Raw genomic sequence first — 19,030 nt, 5'->3', positions numbered from 1 at the left:
CGGGCACCGCGTGGGGTTGAGGTGAAGCGCATGGTGAACTCGTGTTCGAGTACGCGGAGTTGTGGCATATGCCCGTTCGGGGGAGTTGCTGACTTCATAGGGTTAACGGTTGCGTTCTCTACGTAGCGTTGACCAGGAGCGACGCGCTGACGGGTACGGGCTGTACACGCGGGCCGTGCGCTTGTACCTGCTGTTGGGCGTGACCGCTTCCCGAGCCTGCGAGTTGGCTGACTGGGCGGTCGTACGAGAGGAGCTGCGGCGTGGACGACGAGGTTCATCAGCCGGAGTACGAGGTCGGGACGGGCATGCTGTGCGTGTTCGGGCGGCAGTTGAAGCTGTTCCGGGACCGGGCGGGGATGGACCGGGCGAGTCTCGGTTCGCTGACCGGCTACTCGGCGTCGACGATCGCTTCGTTCGAGCAGGGGAGACGCATCCCGCCGCCGAAGTTCATCGACCAGGCCGATGAAGTTCTGGAGGCGGGTGGGGTATTGAGTGCGAGCAAGGAGGAGGTGGCTCGGGCTCAGTATCCGGCGTTCTTCCGGGACGCGGCACGGTTGGAGGCCGAGGCCGTCGAACTGCATGTGTACGCGAACCAAGCGGTGCCCGGACTCTTGCAGACGGAGGAGTACGCGCGGGCCATTTTCATGATGATGCGCCCGCCCATGGATGACGAACTTATCGAACAGCGAGTGGGTGCACGCCTGGCCCGACAGGAGATCTTGTCCAGCCGTGATGCGCCGCTCGCCAGCTTCGTCATGGATGAGGCAGTGTTGAGGCGTCCCATCGGAGGCCGAGGCGTCCTGCGTGGCCAACTTGAGCACATCCTGCTGATGGGCCAGCGGCGGAACGTTGAGATCCAGGTGATGCCGCTCGCCCGTGAGGAGAACGCGGGCATGGCCGGTCCCTTCACCTTGATCGAAACGAAGGAAGGGCGGAGGATCGCGTACGCCGAGGTACAGAACGTGAGCCGCTTGCAGACTGAGCGGGACCGCGTCCGTGCGCTGGAGGTCAAGTACGGGATCATCCGGGCGCAGGCCCTGACTCCTCGTGAATCATTGGCGTACGTAGAGAAGTTGCTGGGAGAGCCATGAACGCGCACGCACATCAGCCGCACATAGACCAGTCGACGTGGCGCAAGAGCAGCTACAGCAGCGAGGAAGGGGGCGAATGCGTCGAGGTCGCCGCCCGCCCCGGCGCGGTCCACGTCCGCGACTCGAAGGACACGGCCCGCGCCGCACTGGCCGTACAACCCACGGCGTGGACCGCGTTCGTCGAGTTCGCGGCCCTCTGACTCGGGGTCTGTCGATGGTCCTGCCCTCGTGTTCAGGCCGGACGAGAAAACCGGCCTTGTCTGTTGCGTGGTCGGCGGGAGGTTCGGCGGGTGGTCACGTAACGCACCGGCGCCCCTACTCCATCCTCGGAGCGGGGCGCCGGTGCGGTGCCGTGAGTGTCTCGTTGACCGGGGTCGTGTAGGGGGTAGCCCTTGACTGGTGCTTCACTCCCACTCCGGGCGCGACGCAGACCGACCGGGACCGGGGCACGCTGAACGTCCACGACAAGTGGTGCGTGCAGCCCGCCGCCAATGCGGCCGGGTCCGCGGTCCAAGTGCAGAAGTGCAACGGCTCGGCCGCCCAGGAGCTCAAGCGGAACGCCTCCGGTCAGCTCGTCCACCTCGCCTCCACCCTCCGGTCCGGGTAGCTGCCAGGAGGCCCGGTAGCAGACTGGCGGCGTCGGGGGGGTGCCTCTATGTCTTTCGTCAAGGCGCTCAGGTTGGGTTTGGATCGACTGGAAGTACGCGCTCGGGGCCGAGCTGACGGACACGGGTTTCGACGCGAGCGTGCTGAGCCGGTTCCGCACCCGGCTGGCCGGGCACGGCATGGAACGGGTGGTCTTCGACCGGCTCCTGGAGCACTGCAAGGACGAGGGCCTGGTGGCCGCCGGGGGCAAGCAGCGCACGGATTCCACCCATGTGATCAGCGCGGTGCGGGACTTGAACCGTCTGGAGCTTGCCGGGGAGAGCGTGCGGGCAGCGCTGGAGGCTCTTGCGGTCGCGGCACCGGCCTGGCTGGCCGGACAGGTCGATGTGGCCGAGTTCGCCCACCGTTACGGGCCGAGGGTGGACGGCTGGCGCATGCCGTCCTCGCAGACGAAACGCGACCGGCTCGCGCAGGTCTTCGGCCAGGATGCCCTGGCGTTGTGCCGGGCGGCATGGGCCCCGGACGCCCCGGGGTGGATCCAGGAGATCGAGTCTGTGCGGCTCCTGCGGCAGATTCTCGTGCAGACCTACTACCTGCACACCGACACCCGGGGACGGGAGGTGATCAAGAAGCGGGACGCCGACGACGAGGGTGTCCCGCCCGGCCAACTCCGCCTGGCCTCGCCCTACGACCCCGATGCCCGCTGGGCGGCCAAGGGCGAAGACCTGTTCTGGATGGGCTACAAGGTCCACCTCACCGAGACCTGCGACACTCCCGCCGAAGCAACCCCACTCCGGGACGTCCCACCGTATGTAGAACGTCCCTGGTGCCGGCCCGAGACCAAGGGGGAGACTCGTGCCGAACGAGAGACTACGAGCCGTCATGGCAGCCGGAGGCTGGACATACGCTGCCCTCGCCCACGAGGTCGAGGTTGACCCCAAGTCGGTCGAGCGCTGGGTGAACCTCGGGCGTATCCCACGTCGTGCCTCCGCCCTCCAGGCGGCCAAGGCCCTGGGAGAAGACGTGCACGCACTCTGGCCGGCGCTCCGCCAGGCCCGTCCCGCCCGCGCCATCAGCCCCGAACTGGTCGCGCTCTACGAACAGCGGGCCGACCTTCCCGTCTCGGCGTTCACCGACCTGATGGCCCAGGCCCGGGAACGGATCGACATCCTTGTCTACGCGGCCGTCTTCCTCCACGAGGCGTACCCGCGGCTGAACAAACTCCTCACCGAACGCGTCGCCGAAGGCTGCACCGTCCGCATCGCGATCGGGGACGCCGACAGCGACAACGTCCAAGCCCGCGGCCAGGAGGAGCGGTTCGGCCACGGCATCGAATCCCGCTGCCGCCTCGCGCTCATGCACTACAGACCCCTCGCCGCCTCCCCGGGCATCGAAGTCCGTACCCACGGCACCACGCTGTACAACTCCCTCTACCGAGCCGACGACCAGCAACTCGTCAACGCCCACGTCTGGGGCGTCAACGCCTACGCCGCCCCCGTGTGGCATCTTCGCCGACACGAGGAGAGCGGCATGTTCGACACCTACGCCGAGAGCTTCAACACCGTGTGGGCGACGGCAACCCCCGTACGAGAGGAAGGCTGACCGTGGCCCGCACCGAGTACTACGGCGACCCCAACGCGCCTGAGCCGAACAGCATGGTCGTCGCCGCATCCGCCGTCGTCACCGACGACCACGGGCGCATCCTCCTCCAGCGCCGCCGCGACAACGACCTGTGGGCACTGCCCGGCGGAGGCATGGACCTCACAGACTCTCTACCCGGCACGGCCATCCGCGAGGTCAAGGAAGAGACCGGCCTCGACGTTGAGATCACCGGCCTGGTCGGCACCTACACCGACCCGAAACACATCATCGCCTACACCGACGGCGAGGTCCGCCGCCAGTTCAACGTCTGCTTCACCGCCCGCATCACCGGCGGCCGGCTGGAGATCTCCGACGAGTCCACCGAGCTCCGGTTCGTGCCGCCCGAAGAGATCAAACAGTTGCCGATGCACCACACCCAACGGCTCAGGCTCCAGCACTTCCTGGAGCACCGTGAGAAGCCGTACCTGGGCTGAATTGCCTGACGGCAGTAGCTGACGGCAACAACCCCGCACAACCGCGGACACCCACGCACTTCACCGGATCAGCATACCGCGCTTGACCTGCATAAACGCAGGTAGAGGGGTGCCGCGTAGCACACGTACCACGTGCTGGCGGCTGCCACCTCGCTCCTCGTCCACAACGACTCCTGCCCGACCGGTGACGACGCGGGCTACGCGGATGTTTACCTGGACAGGGAACAAGGGCACGCCTCGATCGCGGTGACGCACAACGGCACGACGATTCACAAAGAGGCGGGTTCTCAAGTCGGACAGGACTCCATCGTCGGTCTGCGGGATGCTGCTCACGCTCCCGGCACCGACGTCGTTCGAGTGCCCCTGCCGAACGCAAGGCGCGCGCAGCAGGCGCAGAACTACTTCCTGGACGACAGCAACCTCGGGCCGCATGACAGGGACACGAACAACTGTGTGACCTTCTGCGCGAGGGTCCTCAGGGCCGGCGGCTACGAAATGCCCGTTTCGACCTCGATGGAAATCGCAAGCTGGCTCCTGGAAACGGACTTTCCGCGGAGGAGGTTGTAATGGCAGGTGAATGGGACTGGCTGAAAGAGCAGCCGCCGTCCAGCAAGGTGCCCGAGCCTCTGCGCGCACCGACGGCGTCGCCGGCCCTCAACCTCGGTGTGCGGGTGATCGGCAGCAACATCGTCGGAAACGACGTGGTCGAACTCGCCGCGCAGTACATGGCCGAGCATGCCCGGCTCGAACTGTGGATCGGGAGTCATGACCCTCCCCTGGGGTTCCAGCAGCAGTTCGAGCGAGGGCGGGCCGCTTCCGAGGGGCTGCTCGTGGCCTACGAGGCTTGGGTCGCGTTCGAGACCGCCTACCAGGCGTCCGGGAAGAAGGTCGACCAGGTGCGCGACGAGCGGGAGAGGCTGAAGGCGGCCCTGCGCACCGTCACCGAAGCCCTCGTGCGTGCCCGGGCCGAATAGCTGAGAAGGTCGGGCGGGGTTCCTGCCTGCCAGCCCGTCCTTCGCGGGTCACATGAATGACCGAGGGGCCTCACCGGAATCGATTCTGGTGAGGCCCCTCGGGTGTTTGGCGAGCTCAGGCGCAGGCCGGCTCCGGACTCACAGGCCCTCCGGCGGCCAGGCGTTCCCCAGTCCGCGTCCCGCGCTGCCTTGTAGAAGTCCCCGTGCCGCTTCGTCACCGTCGTTCGGCTGAGCCGCTCCTCCGTCTCGCACAGGTCGAGGAGGGACCTGGCCCTTGCGGATCTCCGCACCCGGCAAGGACTGGTACGGCTCGGAGACGGTCTACGACCCCTACGGCCAGGTGCTGCGCTCCACGCTCGGCGCCCAGCCCTACCGGGTGTGGACGCAGAACACGTTCGACGAGTCCAGCGGCGAGCTCAAGCAGCAGTCGGTCTTCCGGGAGAAGCCCGGGGACACCTCCCTGGTCGGCCAGAACCCGAACAACCCCTGGCTGGTCTCCGACCGGTCGTACACCTACGACCCGTCGGGCAACGTCACCTCCGTCAAGGAGGGCTCCCTCGGCATCGAGGAGCGGCAGTGCTTCACCTATGACCCGCTGGGTCAGCTGAAGTCGGCCTGGACCTCCAAGGACCAGAGCGCCTGCACCGGCCCGAAGAACAGCGACGGCACGCTCAACGTGGCCGCCGGCAAGGACAACTCCGGCTACTGGCAGGAGTACGAGTACGACCTGCTCGGCAACCGCAAGAAGCTCACCGAGAAGGACCTCACCGGCGCCGCCGTCAAGGACGCCACGACCACCTACGCCTACGGCAAGGCCGACAGCACCCAGCCGCACACGCTGACCAAGGTGTCGAAGACCTACACCACGCCGGCCGGCGCACAGGTCAAGGCGGAGGCGGAGCGTCTGTACGAGCTCACCGGCGAGACCAAGACCGTCACCTCCGTCGAGAACGGCGACAAGCAGTCGCTGTCCTGGACCTACGACGGTAAGGTCGACCGGATCACCGGCCAGGGCACCGGCGGCAAGACCCCGTACGTGGGCCTCGCCGACAAGTGCCTGGACCTCAGGAGCGGTGTTCCGGCCACCGCGACGGCGATCCAGCTGTATGCCTGCAACGCGTCAGAGGCGCAGAACTGGCGCTTCACCCCCACCCCGGGCACGACGCAGACCGACCGCGACCGGGGCACGCTGAACGTCCACGACAACTGGTGCGTTCAGCCGGCCGGGCCATCGATCCGATCCGAACCCTTATGAGTGGCGCGTCTAGCGGAGGTGGTGACCGTGAAGGTCGAGGACGTCATGGACTTCCTTGTCGAGCACCGGGCTGCGAACGTGACCCCCGGGTTCGTCTCCGAGCAGCTGCTCTCCATGTCGTGGATCATCGACGCCGCTGACGTGGCGCAGATCATCGAGGTGGGGAGACGGTGGCTACGGTCGGACGATCCGTTCCGGGCGGCCGTCGCGATCGGCTTGGAGAGCGAGACGTATCTGGCCGATTCGTGGGAGGAGATCCGCGAGCTGGCGGAACCTCTCAAGGAGAAGTTCCCCTCGATGGCGGCCGACGTGGACGCCTGGATGGCGAGAGCCGAACCCGCCTACGAGAGGCTGAGAACGGGGTCCTTCCTCGAGCGGGGGACCAGGACTTCGGGGCGGACTCAGTCGCCGGGCGGGGCCGGGGGCCAGGTGTCACCCCAGTCCGCGTCGCGGGCCGCCTTGTAGAGGTCGCCGTGTTTCTTCGTCACCGTGGTGCGGCTCAGCTGCTCGTCGGGCTCGCACAGGTCGAGGAGGACCTGGCCCTTGCGGATCTGGGGGCGGCGGACGACGCGGGAGGGGGCGGGAGTGACCGGGAAGCGGGCGGCGGCGACGTAGGCGAACTTCTCGTCCTCGTAGGGGAGGGAGCCGCCCTTGACCTGGCGGTGCAGGGAGGAGCGGCTGACCCGGGCCGAGAAGTGGCACCAGTCGGTGCCGGGGACGATCGGGCAGGCCGCGCTGTGCGGGCAGGGGGCGGCCACCCGGAAACCGGCGCCGATCAGCCGGTCACGGGCCTCGATCACGCGGGCGTAGCCGTCGGGGGTGCCCGGTTCGACGATCACGACGGCCTGCGCGGCCGACGCGGCGGCGTCCACGAGGGTGGCCCGGTCGGCGGCGGGCAGCTCGTTGAGGACGTAGGAGACGGTGACCAGGTCCGCCGGGTCCAGCGCGAGCGCCGAGCCGATCCGGGCGCGCTGCCAACGGGCGTCCGCCAGCGCCGGGTTCGCGGCGGCGATCTCCCGGCCGAGGGCCAGCGCGGGCTCCGCCCAGTCGAGGACGGTCACCGGGCGCGTGCCCTCCCAGACCGCGCTCACCGCCCAGGTCGCGGCGCCGGTGCCGCCGCCGACGTCCACATGGCTGCCCGGCGTCCACCGCGGGACCGCGTCCGCGAACGCCTCCAGCGCCGAGGACACCGCCTCGAAGGTCGCCGGCATCCGGTACGCGGCGTAGGCCGCCACGTCCGCGCGGTCGCGCAGGATGGGCGCGTCGGTGGGGGTGGCCCCCCGGTAGCTGGCGATGAGCCGGTCGACTGCCTGCGCGGCCTGCCGGGGCGGCAGCCCGTCGAGAAGCTCCGCGAGCGCGGTGCGGAGGGTGTCGGCGGCGGGTACGGAGACGTTCACCCGGCGATTTTCTCAGGTTCCCCGGACCGCCCCCGACCACCAGCCCCTTATCGCACCAGCAGCCCTTTACCGCACCGCCATCGCCAGCCGCGTCCCCGCCAGCGCCCGCGGCGTGCTGTCCGGTGTCCGGCGTACCGGGTGGACCGTGTTGGCCAGCAGGACCACGAAGGTGTCCGTCGCCGGGTCCAGCACCAGCGACGTTCCCGTGAACCCGGTGTGCCCGGCTGCGCCCTCGCCCGCCAGCTCGCCCATGAACCACGGCTGGTCCACCGCGAACCCCAGTCCCGGGGGCGTCAGCAGCAGCTCCACGAAGTCGGGGCCGATGATGCGGGCGGTGCCGTACGAGCCGCCCGCCAGCAGGGTCCGGCAGAACACCGCAAGGTCGTCGCCGGTGGAGAACAGGCCCGCGTGACCGGCGACCCCGCCCAGCGCCCACGTGTTCTCGTCGTGCACCTCGCCCCGCAGCATGCCCCGGTCCGCCCGGGCCCACGGCCGGCGCTGGTCCTCGGTGGCCGCCGCGCCGGGGCAGGGGCCGAAACCGGTCGCCGTCATTCCCAGCGGACGGGTGATCCCCTCGTGCACGAGGACGTCGAGCGTGCGGCCGGTCAGCCGCTCCAGGAGTTGCTGGAGCAGCAGCATGTTCAGGTCGGAGTACAGGTATCGGCCCGGTTCGCCGGACGGCGCCTCCGCGCGGAGCAGCGCCATCCGCTCCCCGACGTCGGCGCAGTCGTACAGGGGCAGCTCGGGGCGCAGCCCGGAGGTGTGGGTGAGGAGTTGGCGGACGGTGACGCCGTGCTCGGCGGCCCCGCGGAAGTCCGGCAGGTAGGCGCCGACGAGCGCGTCGATGCCGAGCGTGCCGCGCTCGATCTGCTGCACTGCCGCCACCGACGTGAACAGCTTGGTGAGGGAGGCCAGGTCGAAGGGCGTGTCCACGGCCATCGGCACCCGCTCCCCGGCGGGCAGTTCCACGCCCGCGTCGGCCGCCGGATCGTACGCCGAGTACCGCACCGCCCAGCCCGCCGCCTCCCGCACCGCGATCACCGGGCCGCGCCCGGCGACCACCACCGCGCCCGCCGCCCACGGGTGGTCCCCGGCGGTGAGGTCCACGACGTCGCGGACGAGCAGCCGCGTCTCCTCGGGGTCGAGCCCGGCCCGTTCCGGTGTGTCGACGCGCAGTCTCGGCGTGCTCAGCTCTCTTCTCCCGCTCTCGAATCCGCCGTTCTCGAATCCGCCGTCCTCGAGTCTCCCGCTCTCGTACGCCAGGGACGGCACAGCGCCACGAAACAGGCCGACGCCACCAGTACGGCCGTCAGCTGGACGACCGCCATCGGGACGGCGGTGCGCTCGCCGGCGACACCGACGAGCGGGGACGCGATCGCGCCGATGAGGAAGGACGACGTGCCCAGCAGCGCCGAGGCGGAACCGGCGGAGTGCCGCACGCGCAGCAGGGCGAGGGTCTGCGCGTTGGGCAGGGTGACGCCCATCGCGGACATCAGCACGAACAGCGCGACGGCCACCGGCGTCAGCCCCACCTCGCCGAACACACCGGTCGTCATGAGCAGCAGCGCGGCCGCGGCCAGCGTCACCGTCGCCAGCCCGACGGCCAGCACCCGGTCCAGCCGCACCCGGCCCACCAGCACCTTGCCGTTGACCTGGCCGATCAGCACCAGCCCGACCGAGTTCACGCCGAACAGCAGACCGAACGTCTGCGGGGAGGCGCCGTAGATCTCCTGGACCACGAACGGCGAGGCGGAGATGTACGCGAACAGCGCGGCGAAGGCGAAGCCGCCGGTGAGCAGATATCCCGTGAAGGGCGCGTCGGACAGCAGCCGGCGCATCGAGCGCAGCGCCTCGCCGACCCCGCCCTCCTGCCGCTCGGCGACGGGCAGCGTCTCCGGCAGCCTGGCCCACACCAGCGCGGCCAGCAGCAGCCCCACCGCCGCGAGCAGCACGAACACGCCCCGCCAGTCGGTGCCGCGCAGGATCTGCGCGCCGATCAGAGGCGCCACCACCGGGGCGACCCCGGAGATCAGCATCAGGGTGGAGAAGAAGCGGGCCATCGCCACGCCGTCGTACAGGTCACGCACCACGGCCCGCGCGATCACGATCCCGGCCGCGCCCGCGAGCCCCTGCACCAGCCGGAAGGCGACCAGCGCCTCCACCGTCGGCGCCAGCGCGCACAGCACGGTCGCCACGACGTACACCGCGAGCCCGGCGAGCAGCGGACGCCGGCGCCCCCACCGGTCGCTCATCGGCCCCACCACCAGCTGCCCGAGCGCCATGCCGGCCAGGCACGCGGTCAGCGTGAGCTGCACGGTCGCCGCGGGCGCGTGCAGCGAGCGGGTGACCTCGGGCAGCGCCGGGAGGTACATGTCCATCGACAGCGGGGGAGTGGCCGTCAGCCCGCCCAGCACGAGGGTGACGAGCAGTCCGGTCCGGCGCCGCTCCCGCACCGACGGCAGCACTGACTGCGTCACGACCGCTTCCGGCGCCGCCGGGTCCACGGCCCCACCCTCCGGCATGCGGTCGCCCCTCCCTCTCCGACGTCTCGGCCACCTATGCTCTCAGCTCGAACACACTGCTGGGACGGGACGAGGGCGGGGCACGGTATGACGACGGACACGGTGCGGTGGGGAATCCTGGCGACCGGCGGGATCGCCGCCGCGTTCACCGCGGACCTGATCGACCTGCCCGACGCCGAGGTCGTGGCCGTCGCCTCACGCACCGAGGCCTCCGCGAAGGCGTTCGCCGACCGGTTCGGCATACCCCGCGCCTACGGCGACTGGGCCGCGCTCGCCGCCGACGAGGACATCGACGTCGTCTACGTCGCCACCCCGCACGCCGCCCACCGCGTCGCCGCCGGACTCTGCCTGGAGGCCGGGCGGAACGTGCTGTGCGAGAAGGCGTTCACGCTGAACGTGCGCGAGGCCGAGGAACTCGTGGGGCTTGCCAGGTCGGGCGGCCGCTTCCTCATGGAGGCCATGTGGATGTACTGCAACCCGGTCATCCGCCGCCTCAAGGCCCTCGTGGACGACGGCGCGATAGGCGACGTCCGCACCGTGCAGGCCGACTTCGGCCTCGAGGGGCCCTTCCCGCCCTCGCACCGGCTGCGCGACCCCGCCCAGGGCGGCGGCGCCCTCCTCGACCTCGGCGTCTATCCGGTCTCCTTCGCCCACCTGCTGCTCGGCGAGCCGTCGGGCATCGCCGCCCAGGCGGTCCTGTCCGCCGAGGGCGTCGACCTCCAGACGGCGCTGGCCCTGTCCTGGGACTCCGGCGCGCTCGCCGCACTGCACTGCTCCGTCTCCGGCGGCACCGGCACCACCGCCTCGGTCACCGGCTCGCGCGGCCGCATCGACATCCCGGCCGGCTTCTTCCACCCCGACCGGATCGTCCTGCACCGGGCCGGGCACGACCCCGAGGAGTTCGCCGGGGACCCGGCAGACGGGCCCCGCACCACGTTCCGGCACGAGGCCCGCGAGGTCATGCGTGCCCTGCGGGCCGGCGAGACCGAGTCCCCGCTCGTCCCGCTCGACGGCAGCCTCGCCGTCATGCGCACCCTGGACGCCGTCCGGGAGCGGATCGGGGTGCGCTACCCCGGCGAGGACGCCTGACCGCACCCGAGCCCGCCCGGCCGCACCCGAGCCCGCCCGGCCGCTCCCCGCTCCCGAGACGGACCGTCTCACCCGCTTGGTACCGTCGGAGCATGGTCACCCAGTCCGGAAAGCCGGCCCCCGACACCTCCCGCCGCAGCGAACGCTCACGGCGCGCGATCTACGACGCCGCCCTCGCCCTCGTCGTGGAGGTCGGCTATCCGAAGACGACCATCGAGGGCATCGCGGCCCGGGCCGGCGTCGGCAAGCAGACCATCTACCGCTGGTGGGGATCGAAGGCCGACGTCCTGCTGGAGGCCTTCCTCGACCTCGGGGAGCAGGCGGCGCGGGAAGCGGGGGCGGCGGAGCACGAGCCGTACGCCATCCCCGACACCGGCGACCTCGCCGCAGACCTCAAGGCCGTGCTGCGGGCCACCGTCGACCAGCTCACGGACCCCAGGTTCGAGGCGCCGTCCCGTGCCCTGGCCGCCGAGGGCGTGGTCGACGAGCAGGTCGGCCGCGAGTTCACGGCGAAGCTCCTGGAGCCGTCCCTCCAGCTCTACGTGGACCGGCTGCGCGCCGCCCAGGAGGCCGGACAGGTCCGCGCCGACCTCGACCTGCGCATCGCCCTCGAGTTCTTCGTCTCGCCACTCGCCCAGCGCTGGCTGCAGTACACCGGCCCGATCTCCTACGAGTACACCGACACCCTCGTCGACTACGCCCTGCACGGACTCGCTCCACGGTGACCGCGACCGAGCACCACATGGGCCACTCTGATCACACCCGTCCCACCTGACCCGATTCACGGCTCCGGACCCCCGATGCACAGGATGGTGGGACCATGAGGCATGCTGTCCGCACCACAGCGAGGCGAGGGGACAGATGAGCGCGGAGATCGGCGGCCGGTCCGGCCTGTGGGGCAAACTCTCCGAGTGGCTGCGCGCGAGCGGCCCGGCGGAGCCCCTGGGCGAAGACGGCCGTGAGGTCCTGCTGCTGGCCGCCGCCGGAGCGGGTCTCCCGCTTGCACCCGCCGCGTACCCGGCCCCCGGCTACGGCTGCTCCTGCGACCGGGTCGGCTGTCCGACCCCCGCCCGGCACCCGGTGTCGTTCGCCTGGCAGACGCAGTCCACCACCGACCGCGCCCAGATCGAGCGCTGGGCCCGCCATCAGCCGCAGGCCAACTTCATCACCGCCACCGGTATGACGCACGACGTCCTCGACGTGCCCCTGGAAGCCGGCCGGGCGGCCCTCGAGCGGCTGCTGGACGCCGGCGTCGACGTCGGCCCGGTCGCCGTCAGTGACGACGGGCGGCTGCTCTTCTTCACCCTCACCCGCGGCACCCCCGAGGACGAGGACGAGTGGTGGCCCTGTGAGCTGGACTGCCACCCCGAGACCATGGACGAGCACCCCGGCCTGCGCTGGCACTGCCGGGGCTCCTACGTCCTCGTGCCGCCCGCCCGGCTGCCCGGCGACGACGGCCAGAGCGTGCACTGGCTGCGCGGCCCCGAACACCCGCTGCCCGACCCGCTGACGCTCCTGGAGATCCTCACCGACGCGTGCGCCCGCCACGTCGGCGAAACCCCGGACCACAGCGCCGCCGCCTGGCCCCTGCACCGCTGAGTGACCGGGCTCTCGGGCCCCGCCCCCGGTCTCCGTGCCCCCGCCTCCGGCCCCCGGCCCGTCACCGATGGGGAGCCCCGACCCGGCCGTCCCTGGTCCCGCCGTCCACGCCGCCGCGGGGCGTCACTCGCCCTTCGCCGTCGTCAGCCCCTCGAGCCGGCTGAGCAGCGACACCTTCCCTCCGGCGGAGCCCTTCGCAGGGGCCAGCGCGACCTCGCCTGCGACGAACTCCATCGTCAGCGACTGCTTGATCTCCCCCGTCGTCAGCGCCTGCACGCTCTTGTTCGGGGTGGGCACGGCGGCGCCCTGCGCGGCCGTCTGCTTCACGTAGTGGTGCGTGGTGAAGAACACCAGCGCCCCGCCGTCCGCGGTGCGCAGCGCCAGCGGCGCGTAGTCGCCCTCGGTGAGCTGCTCGTCGATGTACTGCGTCGCGAGCCCCGGCCGGCTGGTGTTCTTGGCGCGGGTGGCGCGCAGCGCGCTGGTGTACGGGCCGTCCGCGAACGCGCCCCCGCCGGTCTGCAGGTACTCGGTGTAGTCCTGGCTCAGGTCCTCGGGCGCCAGCGCCAGCCGGGTGGTGTCGGCCGGCACCGCCTGCGCCCAACCGTCCTCGTCCTTCTCGAACTTCGGCAGCGAGCCCGGCGCCACCAGCGTCAGGTACGTCGCCTGCCACGGCTGCGACAGCGCGTCGCGGGTGAACACCAGCAGCCAGCGCGCGCCACCGCCCTTGTTGCCCTTCGCGTCGGCGACGAACCAGCGCGGCCAGCCGGCCTTCTCGGGGATCGTGTACGACACGTCGGACAGCACCAGCGGCTTGTGATCCGGGTTGCCGCCCGGGTTGTTGACGCGTCCCGCCTTCAACCGCGCCGCGTCGATGGCCCCGAGGGCCCCGGTGGTGTACTCGGCGTCCAGGGAGGCGTCGTACGCGGCGTCAGCCTTGTTGTACGCGTCCGTGAACCGTTCGACCGCCTTCGCGGCCTCCTTCGCCGTGGCGCCCGGGAGCACCTCGCGCTCCCCGTGGACCACCACGCAGCCGCTCGCCAGGAGCGAGACGGCGGTGAGTGAGGCCGCGATCAGCGCGTACCGGTCACGCCTTCGGGGCCTGCGCCTGCTCGGAGCTCCGCTCGTCAGGCTGCGTTCGCTGCTCATCAGCTGACTTCACCTTCCCCTTCCCGGAGGCGAACCCTACCGGGGCGAGGAACAGGGCGAGCGTCGGGATCAGGTACAGGAGCCACACCGTGACCTGGACGACCGTCGGATCGGGCTGGAAGTTGAACACGCCCTTCAGCAGCGTCCCGTACCAGCTGTCGGGCGGGATCGTGTCGCTGACGTCGAAGGCTTTCTCCGTCAGCCCCGGGACCCAGTCGGCCTCCTGGAGGTCGTGGACGCCGTACGCGAGGACGCCGGCGGCCACCACGACGAGCATGCCGCCCGTCCAGGTGAAGAACCTCGCCAGGTTGATCCGCAGCGCTCCGCGGTAGAACAGCCAGCCCAGCAGGACGGCCGTCGCGAGGCCCAGCGCCGCGCCGATCAGCGGGCGCGGGGTGCCGTCGCCGGCCGCGTGCACGGACGTCCACACGAACAGGGCCGTCTCCAGGCCCTCCCGGCCGACCGCGAGGAACGCGGTGGCCACCAGCGCGCCGGTGCCCATGGCGAGCGCCGCGTCCAGCTTGCCGTGCAGCTCCGCCTTCAGGTGCCGGGCGGTGCGCCGCATCCAGAACACCATCCACGTCACCAGTGCGACCGCGACGATCGACAGGGAACCGCCGAGCGCCTCCTGCGCCTTGAACGTCAGCTCCTGCGAGCCGAATTCGAGGACGCAGCCGAAGGCCAGCGCGATGACCACGGCGACGCCGACGCCCGCCCACACCGGCTTCAGCGCGTCGCGGCGCTCGGTCTTCACCAGGTAGGCGATGAGGATGCAGACGACGAGGCTGGCCTCCAGGCCTTCGCGCAGTCCGATCAGGTAGTTGGAGAACACGGGCTACGCCTCCTTGGAGAACAGCGTGCGGCCCCACCAGTCGTCCTTGTCGCGGACGCCCGGCGGGACGGCGAAGACGGCCGAACCCACGTGCTGGATGTACTCGTTGAGGGCGTCGGTGGCCAGGTGCCGCTGGATGCGCACGAAGCCGTTGCCCACGTCGCGCATGTAGGCGAGGAAGAACAGGCCCGCCTCCAGCCGGCCCAGCCCGTCGGTGCCGTCGGTGAAGGAGTAGCCGCGGCGCAGGATCGTCGCCCCCTGGTTGGAGTCGGGGTGCGCGAGCCGCACGTGCGCGTCGGGCTTCATCGCCTTCAGGAACGGCTCGTCGTGCTCCTTCGCCTTGCCCACCGGAGCGCCTTCGCCCTTGTCCCGGCCGAAGATGTCCTCCTGCTCCTGCAGCGAGGTGCGGTCCCAGGTCTCGATGTGCATCCGGATGCGCCGGGCCACGAGGTAGGAGCCGCCCGTCATCCAGTCGGGACCGTCCTTCTCGCCGACCCACACGAACTTCTTCAGCCGGTCGGTCTCGGTGCCCGCGATGTTGCGGGTGCCGTCCTTGAAGCCCATCAGGTTGCGCGGGGTCTGCGCCTCCGGCGTGGTGGAGGAGGTCTTGCCGAAGCCGAGCTGGGACCAGCGGATGACGACCTTGCCCATGCCGATCCGGGCCAGGTTGCGGATCGCGTGCACGGCGACCTGCGGATCGTCCGCGCAGGCCTGGACGCACAGGTCGCCGTTGGAGCGCGCCGCGTCGAGCGCGTCGCCGGCGAAGGCGGGCAGGTCGACGAGGGCGTCCGGCCGCCGGGCGGCGAGGTCGAACTTCGTGAACAGGGAGGGGCCGAAGCCGACCGTCAGGGTCAGCCGGGACGGCTTGAGACCCAGCGCCTCACCGGTGTCGTCCGGCGGCGCCTCGGGGAGGCCGCCGAACGCGCCCTCGCCGACCGCCTTCCCGGCCGTCATCCGGCGCGCCGCCTCGGTCCAGTCCTTCAGCAGCTGGACGAACTCGGCGCGGTCCTTGGTCGTCACGTCGAACGCGGCGAAGTGCAGCCGGTCCTGCACGGGCGTGGCGATGCCCGCCTGGTACGCGCCGTGGAAGTCGACCGCGGCGCCCGTATCGGCGGCCACCGGGGCGACGTCGTCGCCGGTGCGGGTCATCGCGACCGCGCCGCCCGCCGCGGCGGCGCCGAGCGCGAGCCCGGCCCCGCCCCAGCCGATCAGCGACCGCCGCGACGGGCCGGCGCCCTGGACGTCCGACTCCGTCACGTCCGACTCGGTCACGTCCGACTTCGTCATGTCCGGCTCCGTCATGTCTCCTGGCCCCTCGGATGCTGTTCGGTTACTTGACGACGGCGACGGCGGCGGCGAGCTTGGACAGCGGCTCCGCGAGCGCGTTGACCCCGTCCGACAGCTTCTTGCGGTCGGCGGCGCCGACCTTGTCGTACGCGGTGAACTCGTAGGACGTGGCGTTCGGCCGGTAGGCGTCCAGCAGCGCGTTCAGCGCGGCGAACTGCTTGTCCAGCTCGGTGACCAGGGCCGGGTCGTTCTCCTGGGCGACCGGCTTCAGCAGCTCGTACGACTGCTGCGCGCCCTCGACGTTGGCCTTGAAGTCGACGAGGTCGGTGTGCGAGTAGCGCTCCTCCTCGCCGGTGACCTTGCCGGTGGCGACCTCGTCGAGGAGCTCCTTGGCGCCGTTGGCCATGGAGGTCGGGGTGATCTCGGCCTTGCCGACCCGCTTCTGCCAGTCGGTCAGGTCGGTGACCAGTTGGTCGGCGAGGGTCTTCTCCTCGGCGCCGATCTTCTTGTCCTGCCAGATCGCCTTCTCCAGCCGGTGCCAGCCGGTCCACTTCTGGCCGGCCTCGAGGCCGTCGGCGCGGACGTCGACCTTCGGGTCGATGTCGCCGAAGGACTCCGCGACCGGCTCGGTGCGCTCCCAGCCGATGCGGGAGGGCGCGTAGGCCTTCTTCGCAGCCTCGAGGTCCCCGGCCTTGACCGCCGCGACGAAGGTGGCGACCTTGGGAAGCGTCTCGTCGGCCTGGGCCTGCGCGTAGGCGCGGTAGGCGGCCACGGCCTTGTCCAGGCGGGGGTCGCGCTTGGCGGTGGAACCGCCGCCGGAGACCTTGAGGGCCTGGCGGATGCCGTCGCCCTTCATGCCCGGCTTGCAGGCGATCTCGTAGGTGCCGGCCTTCACCTCGGCGGTGACCCGCTGCTTGGTGCCGGGGCCGATGTTCTCGCGCTCGCTGACCACCCGGTCGTCCGGGAAGAGGATGTAGACCTCGGTGACCTTGGAGCCCTTGTTCTCGATGGCGAGCTCGACGTGGCCGGCGGAGATCTCCTTCTTGGAGGTCTCGCACTCGGAGTCGGTGGCGGTCACCGCGATGACCCGCTCGCCGTCGTCGTCCCCGCTTTTCGAGGTGCAGGCCGTGACGGCGGTCAGGGCCGTCACCACGGCGACGGCGGTGACGACGGAGAGTCGGGCGGCTTGCATTCGGGCTCCCGGCGGTGGCTGGAAAATCACGTGACAGGGCTCACACGGATTGGTGAGGCTCGCCTAACTTATCCAAGGCTTACCTGCGTGATACCCGTCCGGGCCGTGATTCAGCTCTCATAGACGCTGTAAGAGCACGAGTGGATCACGGAGTGCCAAAACGGACGTCAAGGAAAGGTCAAAGAAGATTCAAGGATTCCGTTTTCCCGGCCGCCGGGATCGCCGTACGCCGCCCCCGGCAGTGCTTCAATTCACCGGTGACTGATTACGACGTGCTCCGCGTCTTCTGCGCGCCGAACGGCGGCTACGGCAACGAACTGGGCGTGGTGCGCGAAGGCTCGGTGCTGCCCGAGCGCGAGGACCGTCAGGAGCTCGCGGCCAAACTCGGCTTCAGCGAGACCGTGTTCGTCGACGACCCCGAGCGCGGCGTCATCGACATCTACACGCCCACCCTGCGGCTGCCCTTCGCGGGCCACCCGTGCGTGGGCGCCGGCTGGCTGCTCGACGTGCCCGAGCTCGTCACCCCCGCTGGACTCGTCGGCGCCCGCCAGGACGGGGAGTTCACCTGGATCGAGGCCCGCGCCGAGTGGGCCCCGCCGCGCACCCTGCGCCAGTACGCCACCGCCGCCGAGGTCGACGACCTGCCCGTGCCGCCGAAGGGCGAGTGGATCTACGCGTGGGCCTGGGAGGACGAGCCGGCCGGCCGGATCCGCGCCCGCGGCTTTCCCGGCCGGGACGACGGCATCGAGGAGGACGAGGCGACGGGCGCCGCGGCGCTGCTGCTCACCGAACGCCTCGGCCGGGCCCTGAACATCACCCAGGGCGCGGGCTCCCAGATCCTCACGGCCCCGCAGCCGTACGGCTGGGTGGAGATCGGCGGGCGGGTCTTCCTCGAGCGTTGAGCAAGCACTGCGACCGCTTCCGACCCGACCGACCTGAACGCCCTGACCTGAACGTCCTGACCTGAACGCCCCGACCTGGTGCGACGAACGGGCCCCCTCGCAGAGAAGCGAGAGGGCCCGTTCGTGTACGGCGTCCGGCGTCCGCCACCCGGCGTCCGACTACGGCAGCGTCAGGATCTCCGCGCCGCTGTCCGTCACGACGAGCGTGTGCTCGAACTGAGCCGTCCGCCTGCGGTCCTTGGTCACGACGGTCCAGCCGTCGTCCCACATGTCGTACTCGTGGGTGCCCAGCGTCAGCATCGGCTCGATCGTGAACGTCATCCCGGACTGGATGACGGTCGTCGCGTGCGGACTGTCGTAGTGCGGGACGATCAGCCCGGAGTGGAACGACGAGTTGATGCCGTGGCCGGTGAAGTCGCGGACCACCCCGTACCCGAACCGCTTCGCGTACGACTCGATGACCCGCCCGATGATGTTGATCTGCCGGCCGGGCCTGACCGCCTTGATCGCCCGCTCCAGCGACTCCCGGGTCCGCTCCACCAGCAGCCGCGACTCCTCGTCCACGTCCCCCACCAGGTACGTGGCGTTGTTGTCGCCGTGCACCCCGCCGATGTACGCCGTCACGTCCAGGTTGACGATGTCGCCGTCGCGCAGGACCGTCGAGTCCGGGATGCCGTGGCAGATCACCTCGTTCACGCTCGTGCACAGGGACTTCGGGAAGCCGCGGTAGCCGAGCGTCGACGGGTAGGCGCCGTGATCGCACATGTACTCGTGCGCGACCCTGTCCAGCTCGTCGGTGGTGACGCCCGGGGAGATCAGCTTCGCCGCCTCCTCCATCGCCCGCGCGGCGATCCGGCCGGCCCGGCGCATCGCCTCGATCGTCTCCGGCGTCTGCACCTCCGGCCCGGTGTACGGCGTCGGCGCGGGCTTGCCGACGTACTCGGGCCGGCGGATGTTTCCGGGCACGGAACGGGTGGGGGACAGCTCGCCTGGGACGAGCAGTGACTGGCCAGACATGCCAGTGAGTCTAACGAGCGGCCATGGGGGAACATGACGATGGCGA

At 70.7% G+C, this 19,030-nt stretch carries 21 protein-coding genes and 1 pseudogene; 13 read left to right on the top strand and 9 right to left on the bottom strand.

Annotated features, from left to right (window positions below):
- Positions 1 to 260: 260 nt before the first annotated feature.
- The 7 genes from QA802_RS12975 to QA802_RS12945 all read left to right on the top strand — a co-directional run bounded on the left by QA802_RS12975 (position 261) and on the right by QA802_RS12945 (position 4,746).
- Complete coding sequence (locus QA802_RS12975) at positions 261 to 1,091, top strand: helix-turn-helix domain-containing protein (RefSeq protein ID WP_334521510.1); 831 nt, start codon at positions 261 to 263, stop codon at positions 1,089 to 1,091.
- Entirely contained in the window at positions 1,088 to 1,291 is a 204-nt protein-coding gene (locus tag QA802_RS12970) for a DUF397 domain-containing protein (protein WP_334521508.1), read from the top strand. The genes QA802_RS12975 and QA802_RS12970 overlap by 4 nt, the downstream gene beginning before the upstream one ends.
- A 546-nt stretch (positions 1,292 to 1,837) precedes the next feature.
- Positions 1,838 to 2,632, top strand: a complete 795-nt coding sequence (locus tag QA802_RS12965; RefSeq protein WP_503461611.1) for a hypothetical protein — start codon at positions 1,838 to 1,840, stop codon at positions 2,630 to 2,632.
- Positions 2,580 to 3,299 (top strand): XRE family transcriptional regulator, encoded by a 720-nt coding sequence (locus QA802_RS12960; RefSeq protein WP_319172461.1) that lies wholly within the window; start codon positions 2,580 to 2,582, stop codon positions 3,297 to 3,299. The genes QA802_RS12965 and QA802_RS12960 overlap by 53 nt, the downstream gene beginning before the upstream one ends.
- A 2-nt stretch (positions 3,300 to 3,301) precedes the next feature.
- Positions 3,302 to 3,772: an NUDIX domain-containing protein gene (locus QA802_RS12955; RefSeq protein ID WP_319172460.1), complete on the top strand. Its 471-nt coding sequence runs from the start codon at positions 3,302 to 3,304 to the stop codon at positions 3,770 to 3,772.
- Positions 3,773 to 3,904: 132 nt separating this feature from the next.
- Positions 3,905 to 4,339, top strand: a complete 435-nt coding sequence (locus tag QA802_RS12950) for a hypothetical protein (protein ID WP_334521503.1) — start codon at positions 3,905 to 3,907, stop codon at positions 4,337 to 4,339.
- Positions 4,339 to 4,746 (top strand): hypothetical protein, encoded by a 408-nt coding sequence (locus QA802_RS12945; RefSeq protein ID WP_334521501.1) that lies wholly within the window; start codon positions 4,339 to 4,341, stop codon positions 4,744 to 4,746. The genes QA802_RS12950 and QA802_RS12945 overlap by 1 nt, the downstream gene beginning before the upstream one ends.
- Here QA802_RS12945 and QA802_RS12940 read toward each other — a convergent pair.
- On the bottom strand, positions 4,638 to 5,036 hold the full coding sequence (locus QA802_RS12940) for a small ribosomal subunit Rsm22 family protein (RefSeq protein ID WP_334521499.1): 399 nt from the start codon (positions 5,034 to 5,036) through the stop codon (positions 4,638 to 4,640). The genes QA802_RS12945 and QA802_RS12940 overlap by 109 nt on opposite strands.
- Between QA802_RS12940 and QA802_RS12935 the strand changes: the two are divergent.
- Positions 5,027 to 5,974 (top strand): annotated as a pseudogene (locus QA802_RS12935) (ricin-type beta-trefoil lectin domain protein); the annotation flags it as partial. The gene QA802_RS12940 and the pseudogene QA802_RS12935 overlap by 10 nt on opposite strands.
- A gap of 54 nt (positions 5,975 to 6,028) precedes the next feature.
- Complete coding sequence (locus QA802_RS12930) at positions 6,029 to 6,466, top strand: hypothetical protein (protein WP_319170949.1); 438 nt, start codon at positions 6,029 to 6,031, stop codon at positions 6,464 to 6,466.
- Here the strand turns inward: QA802_RS12930 and QA802_RS12925 are convergent.
- From QA802_RS12925 to QA802_RS12915, 3 genes are all read right to left on the bottom strand, one after another.
- Positions 6,403 to 7,398 carry a small ribosomal subunit Rsm22 family protein gene (locus QA802_RS12925; RefSeq protein WP_334521495.1) on the bottom strand — a complete coding sequence of 332 codons (996 nt, stop codon included), beginning with the start codon at positions 7,396 to 7,398 and terminating at the stop codon, positions 6,403 to 6,405. The two genes, QA802_RS12930 and QA802_RS12925, sit on opposite strands and share 64 nt — an antisense overlap.
- A 66-nt stretch (positions 7,399 to 7,464) precedes the next feature.
- Positions 7,465 to 8,661: a serine hydrolase domain-containing protein gene (locus QA802_RS12920; protein ID WP_443042273.1), complete on the bottom strand. Its 1,197-nt coding sequence runs from the start codon at positions 8,659 to 8,661 to the stop codon at positions 7,465 to 7,467.
- Complete coding sequence (locus QA802_RS12915; RefSeq protein WP_334521493.1) at positions 8,586 to 9,920, bottom strand: multidrug effflux MFS transporter; 1,335 nt, start codon at positions 9,918 to 9,920, stop codon at positions 8,586 to 8,588. The genes QA802_RS12920 and QA802_RS12915 overlap by 76 nt, the downstream gene beginning before the upstream one ends.
- Positions 9,921 to 10,007: 87 nt before the next feature.
- Between QA802_RS12915 and QA802_RS12910 the strand changes: the two genes are divergently transcribed.
- From QA802_RS12910 to QA802_RS12900, 3 genes are all read left to right on the top strand, one after another.
- The gene (locus QA802_RS12910) at positions 10,008 to 11,009 is read left to right on the top strand and encodes a Gfo/Idh/MocA family protein (RefSeq protein WP_334521491.1); all 1,002 of its coding nucleotides are present in this window, start codon (positions 10,008 to 10,010) and stop codon (positions 11,007 to 11,009) included.
- A 92-nt stretch (positions 11,010 to 11,101) separates the two neighbouring features.
- Positions 11,102 to 11,734: a TetR/AcrR family transcriptional regulator gene (locus QA802_RS12905; RefSeq protein ID WP_334521490.1), complete on the top strand. Its 633-nt coding sequence runs from the start codon at positions 11,102 to 11,104 to the stop codon at positions 11,732 to 11,734.
- 136 nt (positions 11,735 to 11,870) lie between these two features.
- Positions 11,871 to 12,608, top strand: a complete 738-nt coding sequence (locus tag QA802_RS12900; RefSeq protein WP_334521488.1) for a bifunctional DNA primase/polymerase — start codon at positions 11,871 to 11,873, stop codon at positions 12,606 to 12,608.
- 123 nt (positions 12,609 to 12,731) lie between these two features.
- Here the strand turns inward: QA802_RS12900 and QA802_RS12895 are convergent, their stop codons facing one another.
- From QA802_RS12895 to efeO, 4 genes are read right to left on the bottom strand one after another with little or no spacing between them, the layout of a single operon-like run.
- On the bottom strand, positions 12,732 to 13,754 hold the full coding sequence (locus tag QA802_RS12895) for an SCO2278 family lipoprotein (protein ID WP_334521486.1): 1,023 nt from the start codon (positions 13,752 to 13,754) through the stop codon (positions 12,732 to 12,734).
- Entirely contained in the window at positions 13,693 to 14,586 is an 894-nt protein-coding gene (gene efeU / locus QA802_RS12890) for an iron uptake transporter permease EfeU (RefSeq protein WP_334521483.1), read from the bottom strand. Before efeU ends, QA802_RS12895 begins: the two co-directional genes overlap by 62 nt.
- Before the next feature lie 3 nt (positions 14,587 to 14,589).
- A complete protein-coding gene (gene efeB / locus QA802_RS12885; RefSeq protein WP_443042272.1) occupies positions 14,590 to 15,873 on the bottom strand; it encodes an iron uptake transporter deferrochelatase/peroxidase subunit in 1,284 nt (427 codons plus the stop codon).
- Positions 15,874 to 15,916: 43 nt separating this feature from the next.
- A complete protein-coding gene (gene efeO, locus QA802_RS12880) occupies positions 15,917 to 17,065 on the bottom strand; it encodes an iron uptake system protein EfeO (RefSeq protein WP_334521478.1) in 1,149 nt (382 codons plus the stop codon).
- 257 nt (positions 17,066 to 17,322) lie between these two features.
- On the opposite strand from efeO, the gene QA802_RS12875 reads away from it, so the two are divergent.
- Positions 17,323 to 17,967, top strand: a complete 645-nt coding sequence (locus QA802_RS12875; RefSeq protein WP_334521476.1) for a PhzF family phenazine biosynthesis protein — start codon at positions 17,323 to 17,325, stop codon at positions 17,965 to 17,967.
- Positions 17,968 to 18,126: 159 nt separating this feature from the next.
- Here QA802_RS12875 and map read toward each other — a convergent pair whose 3' ends face one another.
- Complete coding sequence (gene map / locus QA802_RS12870; protein ID WP_334521473.1) at positions 18,127 to 18,984, bottom strand: type I methionyl aminopeptidase; 858 nt, start codon at positions 18,982 to 18,984, stop codon at positions 18,127 to 18,129.
- Positions 18,985 to 19,030 lie beyond the last annotated feature (46 nt).

It is taken from the genome of Streptomyces sp. B21-105 (assembly GCF_036898465.1).
GTDB lineage: Bacteria > Actinomycetota > Actinomycetes > Streptomycetales > Streptomycetaceae > Streptomyces.
Note: the sequence above shows the minus strand (reverse complement) of the source record. Positions and strands in the feature narration are given on the sequence as shown.